Source organism: Azospirillum sp. UENF 112521 (genome assembly GCF_058780665.1).
Genome location: NZ_JBSNCI010000005.1, coordinates 401,224 through 420,000 on the forward strand (window position 1 = coordinate 401,224; position 18,777 = coordinate 420,000).

Genomic DNA, 18,777 nt, shown 5'->3' on the forward strand with positions numbered 1-18,777 from the left:
ATATTTCATATAATCGCAGACTATTATTTTCTGTTCTCGCTTGGTGGCAAGGCAAGCCTATGGATGTCGATCCGAGTATGATGCACAAGCTCACCATGGATTATGTCGCTGCCGCTCGCTCACGCGACTATGGGCGTGCGAAAAGAATCCTGAGGAAATTTGTCGCATTGGAGCCTGCTTCAGCAAGATTTTATATCCACATCTCCGGGGTCTGTTCGGAGGAAGGCGATTTTGCCGAAGCAATCGGCTTGTTGAGCCATTCCAAGATTCTGGACCCGAATGATGGGTCTCTTCACCTCGCGCTTGCCTATTGCTACGAAGCAGTGGGGCAAATACATCTCGCCAAAAGCATTATCGAAAAAGAACTCGCAAGAGATCCCGGATCGTTCATCCTCCGCCAACTGTCTTTTTCTCTTGCGATGAAGGACAATGACCATGCGGTGGCGGCGGAGATTGCCGAAGATTTGCTGGAACACCCGGAAATAGACAAAGAAAAATTCGTGGATACCGCTGACCTGCTGATCTCCCTGATGGGACCGGCAGCGGCACTCCAGAAATTCAAAAACCTGTCGGTGAGAAGCACCAAGCCAAACATCGACAGCTCAGTAGAGGCTTATAAACACCTGTTGACGGAAGGGATCAAATCCCCGGATAGCGTCGATGTCTGCCGCATTCAGGATATGGAACAGGAAAACCTGTGCCATCGACTTCCTTTGTCTGAACATCGAAAGCTCCTGCATATTCATGACGCTTACATTGGTATCTCCAGCCAGACGCTAATGGTACAGAACAAGCTGTGCCGGGATTTCTGTTACCATATCGAGAGCGATGCCTCGTCGGACATCGTGAGACTCCCGAACACGAGATTCGGCACAAAGAAGAAATTCAATTTCATTGATGTCAAGGAAGCAATACTCGTCGGCGGAGGAAGCAATTACTATCATTGGATGATAGACTATCTACCGAACCTGGGAATTCTCGAAAAGACCGGAATTCTCAGGAATGTCCCCGTCATATTCAATGCGAACCTTACAAGCTTTCAAAAGCAGTCCCTGGAACATATCGGTTTCGACTTCTCCAGACATCTCGATCCGGGTGATACGAAAATATTCCGCTGCTCGCAGCTTTGGGCAACCGTCAGGCTCCCCGGCAGAAGGCACATCATGGGCGTCCCCGATTGGTGGCAGTCGGAGGTCGACATTGAAACGTTGTCCTGGCTGCGAGACTCGTTTCTCGGGAAATCGGCTGGTGAAGGTCGGCAAGGGAAGCGAAAGCTGTATCTGTCTCGCGGAAACTCTCGCTCCAGACGTCTGTTGAACGATGGAGAGGTCGTCGACCTCATGATGGCTGCCGGCTATGAGATCGTCCACCCGGAACTGCTTTCGGTTGCAGACCAAGTCAGCCTGTTCGCCAATGCCAGTCATGTCGTTGGCGTGCATGGTGCCGCATTCACAAATATTGCCTTCATGCCTTCGGGATCGAATATTCTGGAGATAGTGGGAAATTTCAAGCCTCCAGAATTTTATAAAAAAATCTCTGATTTGCTTGGTCTTAAGCATGAATTTATTGAGGGATCGATCAATAAAATACACAAAACAACGTTTTCGTCGGATCCGCGTTTTGGCGATATTTTGATCGATATGTCAAAGCTCAAGAGAAAGCTATCGGTATTCGACGACAGTTTTTGCAAATGAATTGGCCACCCCCCGAAATCGGCCAGGGTTATACAACCGGCCAGCCGTTCCGTACGAGTGTCAGATGACGATCAGGGTTTCCGACTATATCGCCTCGTTCATTGCAGAAACTCTCGGCCTGCGAGATGTTTTTCTCATCTCGGGTGCCGGAATCATGCACCTGACCGACAGCATCGCCCGCCATCCCACTCTGCGGGCGGCTTGCCTTCATCACGAACAGGCGGCCGCCATGGCGCTGGACGCCTATGCCCGCATCAACGGACATTTCGCGGTCGGCTGCTTCACCACCGGGCCGGGGGCCACGAACGCCATAACCGGCCTGGTCGGAGCATGGCAGGACAGTGTGCCCTGCCTGTTCCTGTCCGGGCAGGTCAAGCTGGCAGCCGCCTCCCACACCGCCGGCGTGCCGGGCCTGCGTCAGTTCGGCGTGCAGGAATTGGACATCGTTCCCATTGTTTCGTCGATCACCAAATATGCGGTCATGCTGACCGACCCACTCCGAATTCGCTACGAGCTGGAAAAGGCGGTCCACATGGCCCGCTCCGGGCGCCCCGGTCCCGTGTGGATCGACATTCCGATGGATGTTCAGGCGGCCTGGATCGAGCCGGACGATCTGGCCGGGTACGACATCGGAGAGTGCGGAGCCGGCGTTCCGCGTCCTGCATCCGACGAGGTGACGCAGGTATGGGAGCGGCTTCGCCTTGCCGAACGACCCGTCATCATCGCCGGACAGGGCGTCCGATTGGCGGGAGCGTGCGATGCTCTCCGGTATCTGGCCGAACGCCACCAAATCCCGGTAGTCACCCCCTATCTCGGGCTCGACGTCATGAGCCACGATCTCCCCGTCTATATCGGCAAGCCGGGCGTCCGGGGCGACCGTGCGGCGAATTATGCCATGCAGAATGCCGATCTGATCCTGGCGATCGGCACCAGCCTGCCCGTTTCCGTCGTCGGCTATGACCATGCGCAGTTTGCCCGCGCCGCCACCCGGATCGTCGTCGATATCGACCCCACCGCCCATCGAAAGCCGACGATCTCCATCGATCAGTTGGTGGTTGCCGATGCGAAGGACTTCATCGACCTTCTGCTTGAGACGGCGGAGCATGCCGCCCCCTCCGCCCCGCCATCCACGGCAACCGCGTGGCTGGCGCGCTGCGTCGACTGGAAGACCCGCTACCGGGCGGACCTTCCCGATCCTGCCGACACCCTTGGCGGTGTTCACAGCCATAGCCTGATTGCGGCCTTGTCCCGACGGTCGCAGGATGGTGACATCTTCGTCTGCGACACCGGGACGGCCATGTATGCCACGGCGCAGGCGATCCGGCTGACCGAACAGGGGCAGCGCTTCATCACCTCGGGCGGCATGGCCTGCATGGGCTATGCACTTTCGGCCGCCATCGGAGCGGCTTTCGCCGGAGGCGACCGGCGCGTGCTGGCAATCACCGGCGACGGCTCGCTTCAGATGAACGTTCAGGAGTTGCAGACCCTTTTCCATCACCAGCTTTCCATCAAGCTGTTCGTGCTGAACAACGCCGGCTATCTGTCGATCCGATCGACCCAGCAGAAGTACTTTGCCGGCCGCCTGATCGGGGAAGGCGCTGAAACGGGTGTCAGCATGCCGGACACGCTCAAGCTTTGTGCCGCCTATGGCCTGCCGGCGGAACGGGTGACATCTTTGGAGGAGCTGGACGAGGCGCTGGAGCGGGCCCTGGCCGCATCGGGCCCCTATGTCGTCGATGTCGTCATGCCGGACAACCAGCCGGTGGTTCCGGCGCTCTCCTCCAGAATCGAGCCCGACGGCAGCATGTCCTCCAGCCCACTGGAGGACATGTATCCCTTTCTTCCGCGCGCCGAGCATCATGCCAACATGCTGATCGACAAGGCATCCCGGCGAAAAAACGACGTTGGTGACGCCTGATGCAGCAGGTGCAATCCAACCAGATCGAAACCCTCGACGCGGTTAGACGGGAAATCGTCGCGGCCCAGGCCTTTCTGGGCAAGGCCCTTTCGGATGGTGTTCCTGTTCCGCCGAAGCCGGTCAACCCGACGATCAGCATCGGGATTCCCATCTACAACCGGCATGCCGAGACCCAGGATCTCATCGCCGTTCTGTGCTGGCAGATTTGCCAGCTCGATCAACACATATCGGTCGATATTCACGACAACGGTAAGGATGAACGCAACGTCCGGTTCATAGCAGGAATCTGCGAAATATTTCCATTCGTCAGGTATCGACGCTGCTTCTGCAATGTCGGAGCGGATCTGAACATTTCATCGCTCTATATGCTCAGCGAAACCCCGTTCCGGTGGATTCTGGGCGACGACGATCTGCCGGCCCCAGGCGCCTTGGGACAGGTCGCGGATGTCGTTGCCCGCCATGGCGACAAGACCGTGACCTTGTTCCATCTCGGCAATCTGATTGTCGACGCAGAATTACGCGACATCACCCACGATAAGGACATGCCAAGCTCTCAATATGAGCCTGGAATTCATTTTCTTGACATGGATCGATCCGTTCTGGGCATCGGCCGCGAATTTCTTAGAATGAGCGCCAACATCGTCAAGGTCCTTCCTTTCCATGACATCGTGGAACGTCATCTGGTTGGGCTCGGCCTTTCGCCCATCTGCTTCAATCTGAACGCCCTGACCCACGGCAAATGCTGCTTCATCAATCATCCCTTTCTCATCTATCGCGAAGGAGATAAATCGCACTGGATTTCCAGGTGGCCGCATATCGCACACTATAATTTTCCACGATTTCTTGGCGCGATGGCGCTGAACGGGCTGCTTTCCACCGCGACGGTGGACAGCTTTTTCAATGCACGGCCGGATTTCGTCTTCGGTGAAAATGCGGAACGTGCATCGGCCTTCAACCACAGGAACTGGCATCGGATGCTCGCGGCGACCGAGCTTGAAAATGCCGAGGCCAATCTGGCCAGCAACGATCTGATGAGCGGGCTTTTGAAGGATTGGGCGAACGGCCGACCCGTGGAGATCGATTGCCTGGTCCACGGGCGGGCTTTCCGGCCCGAATGTTTCGGCGAAATCGCGCCCGGCTTTTTCGAGATCGACGAGCGGCTGATGTATGTCATCACCTCGGCCGACGGCAGCGGCAGTTGCGCCGGATTCCGCCTCTTCGGCATTCCTGCCTTCGGGCAGGCGGTGTGCGAGCTTCAGACCTGGGTGCGCGACGATGGGCAGCCTCCGGTGGTCAGCAGCCTGGGCATCAGGCCATCCGGAGAAAACTGTCCCTTCCGGCAGATTGCGGCCATCTCTCCCGCACCGGGCCGGCCGATTCTGTTCAAGGTTCCGCTGGGACAGGTCGATGGTCCGGTCGATCTGGAAATCCGCTTCACGCTTGACAGCAGGCAGCCGGCAGGAACAACCGCACTGTGTGTCTTGAAACGGCTCGTCATCTCTCTGTCGACAATTGAAGGATGCGCTTGATGGTGCCGCTTGAAGGGCAACCGACCGGATCGGGAGCGGAGCGCGTCGTGATCCTTGGCGGAGGCGCAATCGGCACCATGGCAGCCGATCTCTGCACCGTCACCGGCCGGGAGCTTGTGGGCTTCCTCGACAATAACAAGGAGCCGCAAACACATGTTTACGGCACTCCGATCCTCGGCCCCTTCGATCTGCTGGAGAGGGATGCCGGGTTGCGCGCGGCCTGCCATTTCATCGTGGCGGTCAGCGATGCCGGGCTGCGCCGCGAATGGCTCGGGCGGATCGCTGCAGCAGGGGCGCGGCTGATCACGCTGATCCATCCGTCGGTCTCCTGCTCGCCTTCGGCCTGCCTGGGTGAAGGCATCATGATCTTCCCTTTCACCACGATCTATCCCGGAGCACAGATCGGCGAGGGTTGTCTGATCGAAGGCCATGCCTGCGTTGGGCCGGAGGTGTCGGTCATGCCGGTCTGCGTGATCGCAGAGGGGTCGATCTTAGGCCATCAAACCCACATCGGTGCCGGCAGCTTCATCGGCGCCGGAGCCGTAACACGTCCAAACGTCACCATTGGCGAGGGGTGCCTGATCGGGGCGAACAGCACGGTCATCCGCGATATCCCGTCATTCAAGGTTGCGGTCGGATCGCCGGCACGCGTGCTGCGGGACAATCTTTCTCTCAATCCCGCGCTTGCGGAACGGAGCCGGCAGAACCGCTGACGGAAGCATTCCTGGGTGCCAAACCCAGCCTCACCAGCATCATGACAGTTCCATTGCCGTGCTTCGGCACAGACTTGAAATTCCTTCTCCAGCCATTGGACAGCCATGATTCCTCTTCTGTCGATCGTCATTCCCACTTACAACCGCGACAGCTTCCTTTCGACACTGCTGACGGAACTGGCCAGACAATCGGCCGGTCTGCCTGCGGGAACGGTAGAGGTCGTTGTGCTGGACAATGCCAGTTCCGACCGCACCAACAGCGTGTGCCACGATATCGCGGCCGAACTTCCCTGCTTTCGCTACATTCGCAACCCGGTGAACATAGGCGCCGATGAAAACGTCCTGCGCTGCCCGGAGGCGGGAAGCGGCGAATGGCTGTGGATCTTCGGCGACGACGACATTCTGCATGATGGGGCATTGGCCCGTATCGTCGACCTGCTGAGGGAAACGCCCAGCGATATGGTGCTTCTGAACTACAGACAGGTTCATCGGGATGGTCTGACTTTGCTGGCCGAGAAGGTTTGCCCACTCGACGACGACATGACGCTCCCATCGTTGGGCCAATGGCTCGAACAGCCTGCCTCGCTTTGTCTGCTTGCCTTCATCACGTCCGCAATTGCCCGCCGGGCGCCGATGGTGAAGATCGACCCGTCGCCATACCGGACAAAAAGCTATTTCACCTTCCTCGGTGTCCGTTTCGAGCCGTTTGGGGACCGACCGGTGCACATCGTTGCAAATCCCTGCATCACCCAGCGCCAGTACAATTATCGTCCGGAACATGCCGATGCCCCGACCATAGGCATCGATACTTTTACTGGAATCGCCATTTACCGACTTCTCTTGCAGATCGCCAAGCGCAGCCATCTGCGTCCAGGAGAGCTATGGTCCGCCTCGGTCATCGATGGCATCGGTCAGGAGCTGCCGGTCATGAATTTTCTGGACTGGTTGATGAAGCACTCAATCGTCCCATCGCTTTCCGCCAATTTCCACGCGATGACGCCAGAGCAATGGAAGGCTCTCATGGACTTTTACCGGAACGAATCCGGTGAACTGCCCGAGCGGATCAGGAACCGCCTGCTGACAGCGATCAATGCCGCAATCGAGGCCCACAATGCGCTGTTCCGTTTGAAAGGAGCCTGACCCGTGACCTGACGCCGGATGATGTTTCGGACGGCGATCCTCGGCGCAGGGGGCTTTCTGGGTGCCTGGCTGACACGGGAACTGCTTGCGTCAGGCCATGCGGTTCTGGCCGTCACCCGGCCGGGCGGTGGTGAATGGCGCCTTGCCGGACTGGCTTGCGCCAGAGCTGCCGCAGATTTGGCGGACACCGACGCCCTGCGTTGGCTTCTGCGCGAGTTCCGGCCCCAGTCGATTGTCAATATGGCTTGGTCCGGTGTCGCCAACGCCCATCACGACGATCCGGCGCAAGCCGGCAACGTCGCCATGACGGTGCGGCTCGTCGCTTTGGCCGCAGAGTTGCGCTTGAGCTGCTTCGTCGGCGTCGGATCCCAAGCCGAATATGGGCCGCAGAACCGTATCCTGCGGGAGTGCGATGAGTTGAGGCCGACCACGCATTATGGCAGGGCGAAGGCAGATGCCGGTCGGGAGGCTGCAAGAACTCTGTGCCGACAGCGGGATGCGTTTCGCTTGGCTGCGCGTCTTTTCGACCTATGGAGCGATGGACAACGGGAAATGGCTGATCCCGATGGCGATCAGTCAGCTTCTGCACGACAAGCCCGTTCCCTTGACGGGCTGCGAGCAAAGATGGAGCTTTCTGCATGCCAGCGACGCCGCCGCCGCCTTCCGCGCGGTGGTGGAGCATGACAAAGCGAATGGCATGTTCAACCTTGGCCATCCCGAGGCTCCGCCCTTGAAGGAAACGCTGATCCGGCTTCGCGATCTCGTCGACACGCATGGCATCCTCGACTTCGGCCGCCTGCCTTACGGCCCGAACCAAGTCATGCTGCTCCAACCGGATGTCCACCGTTTGCACCGGCTTGGCTGGCAGCCGAAAGTCGAACTCAATGCCGGATTGCGGGAGACCGTTCGCTGGTTCACAGATCGGCCCACCCCTCAAGGCTTTCCGCTCGCCCCCTGACAGACATGAGCACAGTCCTCAGCAGCAAAGTTGGATCGTGCCCCGGCCGTGGTTTAGATGCTTAATGTTTGGTCCCGGCATGCGCTGGTCCGCATGAAAAGCCCCCACATCAGTGTCGCCGCAGACAGGCCGCGCCCGTCCGGTTCCGGCTGCATGGCGTTCAGCACCCGCGCCATCTCTCCCTCCAGATGGTGGAAGACCGTCACCACCCGCCCCCCTCCGGTGTCAGGACGGCGCCACCGCCTGTGCGCCGCCGGCCCTGCCATCGACCAGTGGACGGCCGAACAGGTTGTTCATGGCGTCGACGGCGTTCCAGGCCGCCTTTTAGAGCGGATTGACGTGCATGTGAATCGGGTGATTCCCGTGAGGTCGGAAATGTGATTCAAGATTCGGGCTGGTGAAGGAGGCTGGCCCGCATGTCCAAGGCGCTTTCCGTCGATCTGCGTCAGCGCGTTGTCGATGCCGTTCATGCCGGGTCTTCCTGTCGGGCGGCGGCGGCGCGCTTCGGTGTTGGCGTATCGTCTGCGATCCGCTAGGTGGCACGGGCGCGCACGCGGGGTGACCTGACACCGGACAAGCGCGGCGGGAACGTGCGCTCGCGCCGGATCGATGAGCACCGGGAGTTCCTCCTGGCTCTGATCACGGCGGAGCCGGACCTGACCCTGGCGGAGGTAGCCGAGCGTCTGGACGCGGCAACGGGCTATCGCCCCTTGCCCAGCATCGTGTGCCGGTTCTTCCAGCGCCACGGCGTGACGCGGAAAAAAAGACGGCGCATGCCGCCGAACAGAACCGGCCGGACATAGCAGAACAGCGCGAAGCCTGGTTCGACGGCCAACCGGACCTCGATCCGGAGCGTCTGGTGTTCATCGACGAGTGCGGCACCTCCACGAAGATGGCCCGGATGTACGGCCGCGCGCCAAGGGGCGAGCGATGCCGCGCTCCGGTCCCGCATGGCCACTGGAACACGACCACCTTCGTCGGCGCGCTCCGGCTGTCCGGCGTCACCGCGCCGATGACGCTGGGCGGCGCCATGAACGGTGCGGCCTTCCTCACCTACGTCGAACGCGTTCTGGTGCCCACGCTGACGCCCGGCGACATCGTCGTGATGGACAACCTGCCACCCCACAAACTTCCCGCTGTTCGAAACGCCATCGAAACAGCCGGGGCGACGGTGATGCTCCTGCCGCCCTACAGTCCCGACTTCAATCCGATCGAGATGGCCTTCTCCAAAATCAAGACCCGGCTGAGAAAAGCCGCCGCCCGAACCCTGCCCGATCTCTGGGAAGCCATCCGCGACGCCATCGACGCCGTCACCCCCAATGACTGCCGATCCTACTTCACCGCCGCAGGCTATGAACCAGAATGATCGGAATTCGCTCTAGGTGATGCCGTCCGACCGCGCCGCGGCGGAGATGCCGCCCTCCCGCGCCACCGCCTCCAGCAGCCGGATGCGATCCGCGCCGACCGGCGATGCGTTGGCCGCAGCGAGGGAAAGCTGTGCGCGAACGGGCATGGTCGAACTCATGATTTCGTTATGTAGCTCAATTATTTAACAATATAACACATATGGTTATTGCCCGCTTTTCCCGTCAGGGAACAACGCCGGCATCGCGAAAGTCGCCGTTGGCGTTCACCGCCGATCATGGCGACGAGACGGGAGCAGGCTCTGCCCGGCTTTCACTTCTGCGGTCACGCAACAGGATGATTGCCCGATCCTCACCGAGCCTGATACGCTATATTCAATCGAATATAGAGGTGCGGACATCCCGATGGTCCATCTCCCGGTTATTCGCAGGTCCGCCGCTGGCACGGTCGGCGCGCTGCTTCATGACGAAAGGGCCGCCGCCTTCCCCAATCCGGGGCTGGCGCCCACCGGCGCGCACCGAGCCCGCATCCGGGACATCGCGCCGAACCTGCATTGCTCGGTCATGGGTTCCTGCCTGAGCACCGGCGAATTGCGCCAGGTCTTCGTCAATCTGGGTGACGCCGACGCCCGCACCGCAACCGATCACACCCTGCATGGTCGTGGCGTCCAGTTGGCCGGGCAACACAGCACGGCCGGCAAACTGCTGCACAAGACGCTGGACCGGCGCCATGACACGGCGGTCCGCCGCTTCGCCAAGGCCGGCACGGCCGAGGATGTCCGCCGGCTCTGGCTCCAGTCATTCGAGCAGGGTGACATCCCCGGTGCCTTTATGTCGGCGGACGGCCCAGCCTGATCAGCCAGGCCGACATCGCCTTCTTTCCGGTGGACTGCGTCAGCCATGCCGCCGCCGGACGCATCAAGACGCTGTGCCGTCAGGCCGGCAAACCTTTCGTCCCGCTGCGCAGCGCCAGCATTGCCAGCTTCATCGCGGCCATCGCCGCCCCACAGATCGAGGTCGAGGATCCATGAGTCCGCTCCGCCGCCTTGCCACCCTGACGCTGCTGGCAGCCACCGCCGCCATGTCAACCGCCCCTGTGTCCACGGCCCATGCCGAGGAACTGGTTCTCTATGGGGCGGGCAGTCTGCGCGCCGCGATGACCGCCATCGCCGCCGACTACGCCAAGGCGACCGGCAACAGCGTGCGCACCGCCTTCGGGCCATCCGGCCTAATGCGCGACCGGATCGAGGCGGGCGAGGCGGTCGATCTCTTCACCTCGGCCGACATGGGACATGCGCTGACCCTGCGCAAGGACGGGCGGGCCGCCGCCGCGGTGATGTTCACCCGCAACCGGCTGTGCGCCTTCGCCAAACCCGAGGCAAGGCTGGAGCCGGCCTCCTTCGCCGAGCGGCTGCTCGACCCGTCGGTCCGGATCGGCACCTCGACGCCTAAGGCAGACCCCGGCGGCGACTACACCTGGGAGATTTTCCAGCGGATCGGGCGGAACCATCCCGGCGCCTTCGCCACCCTCGACGCCAAGGCCAAGAAGATCGTCGGCGGCAGCACCGCCGCGGACCCGTCCGATCCCGATCCGATCGCCTCGGCCTTCGCACGCGGCGACATCACGGTCATGATCGCCTATTGCAGCGGTGCCGAACAGCGGCGCCAGGCCACGCCCGACCTCCAGGTGGTGCCGGTTCCGCCGCCCTACGCCACCGGTCCCGAATATGGCTTAGCGATCACCGACCTCCGGAAGCCGGCCGCCGTCGGGCTGATGCTGGCGATCCTGTCGCCGGAGGGACAGACGACGCTGGCGCGCTTCGGTTTCGACCCGGTCGGCCTGCCATCGGGCGGGGAGCGCTGACCATGCCCCGTCCCCTCCACGGACACCCGTCCTTCGCCGGCATGCCTCCGGTCCGGCCCCGGTTCGACGACCGCTCCGACGTCGCGGCGGTCGTCTATGGCCGCACGGACGACCCCGACAGGCTGCTCTCCGGCTTCCTGCTCGACCTGCAGACCCAGGGCTTCGACGCGGTGGGGATCGTGCAGGTCCGCCGGGAGGCACCGTTGGACGGCAGGGCGGCGCATGGCTTCCGTCTGCTTTCCGGTCAGGGTACCCTTTCTCCCGATGAGGATCCCGGCGGCGAAAGCCTCGCCGGTATCGGACGGCGGCTGGCCGTTCTGGTCGAAGGGTGGCCTGACATCGTCGTGCTGAACCGCTTCGGCTGGCAGGAACTCAACGGCTCCGGCCTGCTCGACGTGTTGCACCTCGCGATGCTGCGCGAAGTGCCCGCGGTCATCGCGGTGCCCGAGGCACTGTTCCCCCACTGGCTCGACCTTGCCAACGGGCTGACCGTCAGGCTGCCCTGCGACCGGGCCGCGCTGGACCGCTGGTGGGTGTCGCTGTGGCGGGCGCCGCCGGGCGGACGTCATCCGACGGCGTGCGAACGCGACAAGTAACCGCGGCCGGCTCCACGCCACCGCCGCCAGACAGCAAGGTCGTCGGAACCGCCGTAACATTCAGCCCATGCACGACTTGGCACCGGATCGAGATGACGGAAGTGGTCATCGCCGTCACTTCGCGGTCCTTTCGGTCATGGGGAGGCCGGCCTGCTCACGGCGCGGCAGGCGGCCGTTCAGGACGAGGTGGGCGACAAGACCGATCACCAGCCCCCAGAAGGCCCCGCCGACGCCGAGCAGCGTGATGTTCGCCGCGGATGCCAGGAAGGTGATGAGCGCCGCTTCACGCGATGTCGGATCGGCCATCGCTCCGGCAAGGCTGCCGCCGATGGTGCCAAGCAATGCCAGACCGGCAAGCGTGGTGATGAAGGTGGCCGGGAAGGCCATGAAGACGGCGGCGAGCGTCACCCCGAACACGCCGACCAGCACATAGAAGCAGCCGGCCGCGATGCCCGCGATCCAGCGCTTTCGCGGGTCTTCATGCGCTTCCCTCCCGGTGGCGATCGCCGCCGTGATCGCCGCGATGTTGAAGGCGTGCGAGCCGAACGGGGCCATGACGAGCGAGCCAAGGCCGGTCACAGCGACGATCGGATTGGCGCTGGTCTTGAAGCCGTCGTTCCGCAGCACCAGCATCCCCGGCATGTACTGGCCGGTCAGCGTGATGAGAAACAGCGGCAACGCGACAGACAGCAGCGCATTCAGCGAGAACGCCGGCATCGTGAAGACGGGCATGGCGAACTCCGGCTTCAGACCTGACAGATCCACCCGGCCTTGCGTCAGCAGGAACACCAGCCCGAGAACGAGGATTCCGACCACGGCATAACGGGCGGAAAAGCGTTTCAGCACGACATAGGCGACAATCAGCAGTCCGACGAGCAGTGGATCGACGCTCGCGCCACCGAAGGCACCGACGCCGAATTGCAGCAGGATGCCGGCCAACAGCCCGGAGGCGATCCCCGGCGGGATCAGCCGGATGACCTTCTCGAAACAGCCCGAAAGACCGAGCGCGACGAAGGCCGCTGCCGAGATCATGTATGCGCCGACCGCTTCCGCATAGGGAGTCGTCGCCAACGCGGTGACGAGAAACGCCGCCGCCGGCGTGGACCAGGCGGTAATGATCGGCTCGCGAAAGCGCCAACTCAGGAACAGTCCCGTCAGTCCGACGCCGACGGAAACCGACCAGACCCACGAGGCCGTGAGTTCGGGGCTTAACCCAGCGACCTTCGCCGCCTGAAACACCAGGATGAAGGTGCCGCCATAGTTGACGATCACGGAGATCAGCCCCGCCACGATGGGATGGGTCAGGTCGTTCAGGCGGATGGACGAAGGGGAAGCATGTGAGGACATGATCCTGATGGGTCTCCTGAAGTTCGGGGCACACAGGCCAAGACAGCTGCATTGACAAATAGCCGGCCAATGGCCTGAATTGCCCATCCACTTCGTTCGAGAGACCCAGACCATTTGTTCAAGCATTCCCAACTGGAATCCGTGAAGGCATGGATTGCCCATCCCGCCCATTCCGCGATGCCGCTCCATGCGCGGATTCAACGGGCAATCCGGCACCTGATCGTCGATGGCGCGCTCGGGCGGGGAAAGCCGCTGCCAGCCTCACGCCCGCTCGCCAAATCGCTCGGTGTGTCGCGCGACACGGTTGAAGCCGCCTACGCCCAGCTTCATGCCGAGGGCTTCATCGACCGCCGGGTCGGCAGCGGCAGCTTCGTCGCCGAGATGACGGAGTTCACGCCGGGGCTCCGGCTATCCCGGCGTGACGCACTCACGCGCAATCAGGCCCCGAACCTCAGCAAACGCGGGGCCGCAATGTCCCGCAGCGGCGGGGTGCGCGAGATGATGATTCCGCGACCCTTCGCGCATGGCGTGCCGGAAACCCGTAGTTTTCCGCTTCAGCTCTGGGAAAGGCTGGAGCGACAGGTGCGCAAGGAGGCCAGCGCGCAGACGCTGTTTCATGGCGATCCGCAGGGGACCGAACCGCTGCGCCGCGCCATCGCCGACTATGTGAATCTTGAACGGGGAGCCCGCGCCACGGCCGACCGGGTGCTCATCCTCACCAGTTCGCAGCAGGCCATGTCGCTTTGCGCCAACATGCTGCTCGATCCCGGCGACCGCATCTTCATCGAAGATCCTGCCTATTACGGCGCACGCAAAGCATTCGATGCGGCGGGATTGGAATGCGTGCCGGTTCGTGTGGATCGGCAGGGCATCGTCGTCGATCAGATCATTGCCGAGCCCCGTAAGGCGAAAGCCGTTTCCCTGACGCCTTCCCACCAATTTCCAACCGGAGCCACACTGGCGCTGGACCGCCGCCTTGCACTCATCGAATGGGCCTCACGGAATCAGGCCTGGATCATTGAGGACGATTACGACAGCGAATTCCACTATGCGGGCAAGCCGACCGCCTGTTTGCAGGGGCTCGATGCCCACGACCGGACCATCTACATCGGCACCTTCACCAAGTCGCTGTTTCCGGGTTTGCGGATCGGCTACGTCGTGCTGCCGCCCCAGCTCGTAAAGCCGATGACTGTGGCGCGCACCCTGCTTGATGGGCATTCGGCTCCGATGCCGCAACTGACGCTTGCCCGTTTCATGGAGGGAGGGCATTTCGGCGCCTATGTGCGCACCATGCGCGCCATCTATGCCGAACGTCTCGATGTGCTCGTCGACCTCGTTCAAAAGCATCTGTCCGATTTCGTCGAGCCGCGCGTTCCAATCGGCGGACTGCAAATGCCGTGTCTGCTCATTGGCGATCTGTCGGAGCGTATGGCGATCGACGCCGGGCGGCGCGTCGGGGTCGAGCTTCTGGGATTGACGGCACTTCACGCAACGAGCGACGCCAAGGACGGTTTCCTGATGGGCTTTGCCGCTTACACGCCGGCCGAGATCGAGAATGCCGTCAAGAAGCTGGCGAACGCCTTTCTGGCGGTGGCCAAACCGTAGAAGACCGCCACTGCATTCCTTTGCCGAGGCGTTGCAACCGTCCATTAAACCCCATGCGCACTCAATGATCGAAAATTGCCGAGTGCTGGTGCAGGTCCTGACCGATGGCAAGCATGCCATCCCGAAGGCCCTGGAGAAGCCGATGGTCCATCGGGCATTCGTGTCGGAAGCGCCGCCGGTGCGTGGCGCGTTTCCCGTTGCCGTACTAAACATCAGATACGGATGAGCGCGATCAATGAGAGGCGGACATGACGGACTCGGCGGCTTACCATCGCCTGATGGCGTGCTCGGCATCAGGCAGCCTTGCCGATACGCAGGATCTCGGGCGCATGCTGCTGCGCCGCTGCAGCGACGCTTCGGCGCCCTACCCGTGCGCGTTGGGGCTGCCCCCGGACAGGCTGGGCGCCCTGGTCGAGACCGTCTTCCCGGAAGCGGCCGCCGGCTGGACGCCGGGGCGCTGCTTTTCCCGGCACGTCCATCGTCTGGCCGAAGCGGAAGCAGAGGATCACCCCGCCTGCCTCGTCTCCATCGACTTGGCCGCGCCGGAGATCCTGCGGTTGAAGCGCGAAGAGGAGGACTTCCTCGGCCTACTGCTGCGCAATCGCAGCACGGACCTGCCGATTGCCGCGGTTTTCGCCGCCATCATCGCGCGCGCCTGTGTGGAAAACGATCATCTCTGGCGCTCCCTCGGGCTGGCGGGGCGCAACGCCCTGGCGGATCTGCTCCGGCGCCATTTCCATCCGCTGGCGTCCGCCAACACCCGCAAGCTGCGCTGGAAGCGCTTCTTCTACGAGCGTCTCCACGCCGAAGGCCGGCCCACCGACCGGCCAACCGTCTGCGATGCCTGCTCCCATCATTCCGACTGCTATGGCGACATCATCCCGACGAGGCCGCACGGCATGCCTAAGTAGCGGATCATCCTGTTCCCAAGGCAGAGAGGCTTTTTGACAGAGAGGCCGCAATCGATATATCCGTATAGATATATCGATTGCGGATGGCAGGTGGGGCCTGTGGGGGAATACCGCATCGGTGAGAGGGAAACGGCTTATCATTGGGGGCAAGATGCGTAATTCCTGTCTGTATATTACGTTTACGATTGGGGCGCTGACCGCCGGTGGGGCGCTCGCCGCCGATGCCGCCAGCGATCCGGCCGTCAATGCCGGGGCCGGCATCTTCACGCTCGGCCAGATCAACGTGTCGGCCCAGGCGGCCGGACAGCCGATCGGCGGCTCCAGCCTGTCGGCGGACGAGATGCAGACCTTCAACAAGCAGTCGCTCGATCAGGCGATGGACATCATTCCCGGCGTCACGTCGTCAACGACCGGCGGGCAGCGCAACGAACGGCTGATCTACATCCGCGGCTTCGACCGCTACCAGATTCCGGTGATGATGGATGGCGTGCGGATATATCTTCCTGCCGACAACCGGCTCGATTTCGGCCGCCTGCTGACCCCCGACCTGTCGGAAATCCAGGTGTCGAAGGGCTACGCCTCGGTGCTGGACGGACCGGGCGCCATGGGCGGCGCCATCAACCTCGTCACCCGCAAGCCGACCCGCGCCTTCGAAGCGGAACTGCGCCAGGGGCTGTCCTTCGACAACCGGGCGGCCCTGGGCGGCTACACCACCTACGGCATGGCCGGCACCCGGCAGGAGCGCTTCTACCTGCAAGCCAGCGGCACCAGGACCGAGACCACCCACAGCCGCCTGCCGGAGAGCTTCAGGCCGGTGGCGTCGGAGAATGGCGGCAACCGCAACCAGTCGCAGACCAAGGACTGGTCGGTCAACCTGAAGGCCGGCTTCACGCCCAACGACACCGACGAATACTCGATCAATGTCCAGAAACAGTCGGGCAGGAAGGGCGCTCCGCTGAACGTGAACGGCACCGTCGCCAACCAGCGCTATTGGAACTGGCCCTATTGGGATTTGCAGAGCGTCTATTGGCTGTCGAACACCAGGATCGGCAGCGCGTCCTATGCGAAGACCAAGCTCTACTACAACACCTTCCAGAACGGGCTTTACTCCTTCGATGACGCCGCCCTGACGCGGCAGGCGACGTCACGCTCCTTCCGCAGCTATTACGACGACAAGGTCTATGGCGGCAGCGTCGAGCTGGGCACCGACCTGATCCCGATGAACACGCTGAAGGGCGCCCTGCATTTCCGCCGCGACGACCACAAGGAATGGCAGCGCCTCTACCCCGGCAATTTCCTGGAGCCCAAGCAGCGGGATCTGGAGGACACCTGGTCGGTCGCGCTAGAGAACAGCTTTCACGCCACGGAGTCCTTGGACATCGTGCTCGGCGCCAGCCACGATTGGCGCCGCCTGCACGAGGCGCAGGACTGGAACGGCACCGCCGCCGGCTCGATGATCGACTACAAGCGCGCCGACAGCGACGCCACCAATGCCCAGGGTGCCGTGGTCTACCGCTTCTCCAGGACTGGCGAGGCGCATGCCAGCATCTCTGTGAATCGGCATGGAATAAGGACCCCGTATAGGGGGTGATCGGCATCCAAACGGGACCCCCGATGCTTTGGGTCCACACTGGCCGCCATGGAGGACATGGAGGCCTGTCGAGGGATGCTGATTGTGGAAACGATCGCGAAGATCCGTCGTGCCTACTTCGTGCAGCAGAAGCCGATCAAGGTGATCTGCCGGGAGTTCGGGCTTTCCCGGAAGGTCGTGCGGAAGGTGATCCGGTCGGAGGCCACGGAGTTCCGCTACACGCGCACGAACCAGCCTTTGCCGAAGATCGGCCCCTGGCGTGAAGAGCTGGATGCTCTGTTGCTGGCCAACGAGGGGAAAGCATCACGCGAGCGCCTGACGCTGGTCCGGCTGTTCGAAACGTTACGGTCCCGCGGCTATGAAGGCGGCTACGACGCTGTCCGTCGTTATGCCCGGGTTTGGCGGCAGGAGCAGGGCCCCTCCGTCGCCCAAGCCTACGTGCCGTTGAGCTTTGCGCCAGGCGAGGCCTACCAGTTCGACTGGAGCCATGAGGTCGTCCTGATCAACGGAACGACGGTCACGGTGAAGGTGGCCCATGTCCGCCTGTGCCACAGCCGGATGCTGTTCGTACGGGCCTATCCGCGCGAAAGCCAGGAGATGGTGTTCGACGCCCACGACCGGGCCTTTGCCTTCTTCAAGGGAGCCTGTACGCGGGGCATCTACGACAACATGAAGACGGCGGTCGACACGATCTTCGCCGGCAAAGAGCGTGTCTACAACCGGCGCTTCCTGCAGATGTGCAGCCACTATCTGGTCGATCCGGTCGCCTGCACCCCGGCATCGGGCTGGGAAAAGGGACAGGTCGAGAACCAGGTCGGCTTGGTCCGCGAGCGCTTCTTCACCCCCCGGCTGCGGGTGAAGAGCTACGACGAACTCAACGGCTTGCTCCTGGACCGCTGCGTCGCCCACGCCAAGGCATATCGCCATCCTGAAATGCGGGAGCGGACGGTCTGGGAGATGTTCGAGACAGAGCGGCCGAGCTTGGTTCCTTATGCCGGGCGCTTCGACGGCTTCCATGCCGTACCGGCTTCGGTGTCCAAGACCTGTCTGGTGCGCTTCGACAACAACAAGTATTCGGTCGTGGCCGGCGCGGTGGGCCGTCTGGTGGAAATCCGCGCCTATGCCGAGCGGATCGAACTGCGCCAGGATGGACGGATCGTCGGTGAACACGCCCGGTGCTTCGGGCGCGACAGAACGGTGTTCGATCCCTGGCACTATGTCCCGGTCCTGGCGCGCAAACCGGGGGCCTTGCGCAATGGGGCACCGTTCAAGGATTGGGTCCTGCCGGCCGGTCTGGAACGCGTCCGGCGCAAACTCGCCGCCGTCGAGGACGGCGACCGGCAGATGGTGGACATTCTCGGCGCCGTGCTGAGCGACGGACTGCCAGCCGTCGAGGCGGCCTGCGCCGAGGCCTTGCGCGAGGGCGTTCATTCCGCCGCCGTCATCCTCAATATCCTCGCGCGGCGCCGGGAACCGGCGGCGGCGATCACGATCATGACCTCCGATGCCCTGCGGCTCCGGCACGAGCCGGCCGCCGATTGCGCCCG

At 62.4% G+C, this 18,777-nt stretch carries 16 protein-coding genes and 2 pseudogenes (1 of these 18 only partly in view); 16 read left to right on the forward strand and 2 right to left on the reverse strand.

The annotated features are described in order from the left end of the window. The first annotated feature begins 59 nt into the window (after positions 1 to 59). The 8 genes and pseudogenes from ACWPN8_RS26720 to ACWPN8_RS26755 all read left to right on the forward strand — a co-directional run bounded on the left by ACWPN8_RS26720 (position 60) and on the right by ACWPN8_RS26755 (position 9,318). Positions 60 to 1,694: a glycosyltransferase 61 family protein gene (locus tag ACWPN8_RS26720; protein ID WP_492242955.1), complete on the forward strand. Its 1,635-nt coding sequence runs from the start codon at positions 60 to 62 to the stop codon at positions 1,692 to 1,694. A 1-nt stretch (position 1,695) separates the two neighbouring features. After that, positions 1,696 to 3,612, forward strand: a complete 1,917-nt coding sequence (locus tag ACWPN8_RS26725) for a thiamine pyrophosphate-binding protein (protein WP_492242956.1) — start codon at positions 1,696 to 1,698, stop codon at positions 3,610 to 3,612. Further along, the gene (locus ACWPN8_RS26730; RefSeq protein WP_492242957.1) at positions 3,612 to 5,141 is read left to right on the forward strand and encodes a glycosyltransferase family 2 protein; all 1,530 of its coding nucleotides are present in this window, start codon (positions 3,612 to 3,614) and stop codon (positions 5,139 to 5,141) included. The genes ACWPN8_RS26725 and ACWPN8_RS26730 overlap by 1 nt, the downstream gene beginning before the upstream one ends. Further along, complete coding sequence (locus tag ACWPN8_RS26735; protein ID WP_492242958.1) at positions 5,141 to 5,854, forward strand: NeuD/PglB/VioB family sugar acetyltransferase; 714 nt, start codon at positions 5,141 to 5,143, stop codon at positions 5,852 to 5,854. The genes ACWPN8_RS26730 and ACWPN8_RS26735 overlap by 1 nt, the downstream gene beginning before the upstream one ends. A gap of 105 nt (positions 5,855 to 5,959) precedes the next feature. Further along, complete coding sequence (locus tag ACWPN8_RS26740; RefSeq protein WP_492242959.1) at positions 5,960 to 6,994, forward strand: glycosyltransferase family 2 protein; 1,035 nt, start codon at positions 5,960 to 5,962, stop codon at positions 6,992 to 6,994. A 21-nt stretch (positions 6,995 to 7,015) separates the two neighbouring features. After that, entirely contained in the window at positions 7,016 to 7,678 is a 663-nt protein-coding gene (locus ACWPN8_RS26745; RefSeq protein WP_492243191.1) for an NAD-dependent epimerase/dehydratase family protein, read from the forward strand. Between the two features lie 13 nt (positions 7,679 to 7,691). Next, a complete protein-coding gene (locus ACWPN8_RS26750; protein ID WP_492242960.1) occupies positions 7,692 to 7,952 on the forward strand; it encodes a hypothetical protein in 261 nt (86 codons plus the stop codon). Between the two features lie 416 nt (positions 7,953 to 8,368). Then, a pseudogene (locus tag ACWPN8_RS26755) lies at positions 8,369 to 9,318 on the forward strand (IS630 family transposase). A 12-nt stretch (positions 9,319 to 9,330) separates the two neighbouring features. Here the strand turns inward: ACWPN8_RS26755 and ACWPN8_RS26760 are convergent. Continuing rightward, positions 9,331 to 9,465 carry a hypothetical protein gene (locus tag ACWPN8_RS26760; protein ID WP_492242961.1) on the reverse strand — a complete coding sequence of 45 codons (135 nt, stop codon included), beginning with the start codon at positions 9,463 to 9,465 and terminating at the stop codon, positions 9,331 to 9,333. A gap of 256 nt (positions 9,466 to 9,721) precedes the next feature. Between ACWPN8_RS26760 and ACWPN8_RS26765 the strand changes: the two genes are divergently transcribed. Genes ACWPN8_RS26765 through ACWPN8_RS26780 form a run of 4 tightly spaced genes read left to right on the forward strand, consistent with a single transcriptional unit; the run spans position 9,722 to position 11,776 of the window. Next, positions 9,722 to 10,171, forward strand: a complete 450-nt coding sequence (locus ACWPN8_RS26765; protein ID WP_492242962.1) for a hypothetical protein — start codon at positions 9,722 to 9,724, stop codon at positions 10,169 to 10,171. 29 nt (positions 10,172 to 10,200) lie between these two features. Next, complete coding sequence (locus ACWPN8_RS26770; RefSeq protein WP_492242963.1) at positions 10,201 to 10,347, forward strand: hypothetical protein; 147 nt, start codon at positions 10,201 to 10,203, stop codon at positions 10,345 to 10,347. Next, complete coding sequence (locus ACWPN8_RS26775; protein ID WP_492242964.1) at positions 10,344 to 11,180, forward strand: substrate-binding domain-containing protein; 837 nt, start codon at positions 10,344 to 10,346, stop codon at positions 11,178 to 11,180. Before ACWPN8_RS26770 ends, ACWPN8_RS26775 begins: the two co-directional genes overlap by 4 nt. 2 nt (positions 11,181 to 11,182) lie before the next feature. Then, a complete protein-coding gene (locus ACWPN8_RS26780; RefSeq protein WP_492242965.1) occupies positions 11,183 to 11,776 on the forward strand; it encodes a DUF2478 domain-containing protein in 594 nt (197 codons plus the stop codon). Positions 11,777 to 11,890: 114 nt separating this feature from the next. Here the strand turns inward: ACWPN8_RS26780 and ACWPN8_RS26785 are convergent, their stop codons facing one another. Continuing rightward, entirely contained in the window at positions 11,891 to 13,123 is a 1,233-nt protein-coding gene (locus tag ACWPN8_RS26785; protein ID WP_492242966.1) for a benzoate/H(+) symporter BenE family transporter, read from the reverse strand. A gap of 114 nt (positions 13,124 to 13,237) precedes the next feature. Here ACWPN8_RS26785 and pdxR point away from each other — a divergent pair, with 114 nt between their 5' ends. From pdxR to istA, 4 genes and pseudogenes are all read left to right on the forward strand, one after another. Beyond that, positions 13,238 to 14,728, forward strand: a complete 1,491-nt coding sequence (gene pdxR, locus ACWPN8_RS26790; RefSeq protein WP_492242967.1) for a MocR-like pyridoxine biosynthesis transcription factor PdxR — start codon at positions 13,238 to 13,240, stop codon at positions 14,726 to 14,728. Positions 14,729 to 14,976: 248 nt separating this feature from the next. Beyond that, complete coding sequence (locus tag ACWPN8_RS26795; RefSeq protein WP_492242968.1) at positions 14,977 to 15,639, forward strand: nitrogen fixation protein NifQ; 663 nt, start codon at positions 14,977 to 14,979, stop codon at positions 15,637 to 15,639. A gap of 151 nt (positions 15,640 to 15,790) precedes the next feature. After that, on the forward strand, positions 15,791 to 17,230 hold the full coding sequence (locus tag ACWPN8_RS26800; protein WP_492242969.1) for a TonB-dependent receptor plug domain-containing protein: 1,440 nt from the start codon (positions 15,791 to 15,793) through the stop codon (positions 17,228 to 17,230). 75 nt (positions 17,231 to 17,305) lie between these two features. After that, a pseudogene (gene istA, locus ACWPN8_RS26805) lies at positions 17,306 to 18,777 on the forward strand (IS21 family transposase); it runs 98 nt beyond the window's last position.

Coding starts and splice junctions, on each gene's coding strand:
- ACWPN8_RS26720 (WP_492242955.1), top strand. CDS start 60: ATGGATGTCGATCCGAGTATGATGCACAAGCTCACCATGGATTATGTC.
- ACWPN8_RS26730 (WP_492242957.1), top strand. CDS start 3,612: ATGCAGCAGGTGCAATCCAACCAGATCGAAACCCTCGACGCGGTTAGA.
- ACWPN8_RS26735 (WP_492242958.1), top strand. CDS start 5,141: ATGGTGCCGCTTGAAGGGCAACCGACCGGATCGGGAGCGGAGCGCGTC.
- ACWPN8_RS26740 (WP_492242959.1), top strand. CDS start 5,960: ATGATTCCTCTTCTGTCGATCGTCATTCCCACTTACAACCGCGACAGC.
- ACWPN8_RS26745 (WP_492243191.1), top strand. CDS start 7,016: ATGTTTCGGACGGCGATCCTCGGCGCAGGGGGCTTTCTGGGTGCCTGG.
- ACWPN8_RS26750 (WP_492242960.1), top strand. CDS start 7,692: ATGTTCAACCTTGGCCATCCCGAGGCTCCGCCCTTGAAGGAAACGCTG.
- ACWPN8_RS26760 (WP_492242961.1), bottom strand. CDS start 9,465: ATGCCCGTTCGCGCACAGCTTTCCCTCGCTGCGGCCAACGCATCGCCG.
- ACWPN8_RS26765 (WP_492242962.1), top strand. CDS start 9,722: ATGGTCCATCTCCCGGTTATTCGCAGGTCCGCCGCTGGCACGGTCGGC.
- ACWPN8_RS26775 (WP_492242964.1), top strand. CDS start 10,344: ATGAGTCCGCTCCGCCGCCTTGCCACCCTGACGCTGCTGGCAGCCACC.
- ACWPN8_RS26780 (WP_492242965.1), top strand. CDS start 11,183: ATGCCCCGTCCCCTCCACGGACACCCGTCCTTCGCCGGCATGCCTCCG.
- ACWPN8_RS26785 (WP_492242966.1), bottom strand. CDS start 13,123: ATGTCCTCACATGCTTCCCCTTCGTCCATCCGCCTGAACGACCTGACC.
- ACWPN8_RS26795 (WP_492242968.1), top strand. CDS start 14,977: ATGACGGACTCGGCGGCTTACCATCGCCTGATGGCGTGCTCGGCATCA.
- ACWPN8_RS26800 (WP_492242969.1), top strand. CDS start 15,791: ATGCGTAATTCCTGTCTGTATATTACGTTTACGATTGGGGCGCTGACC.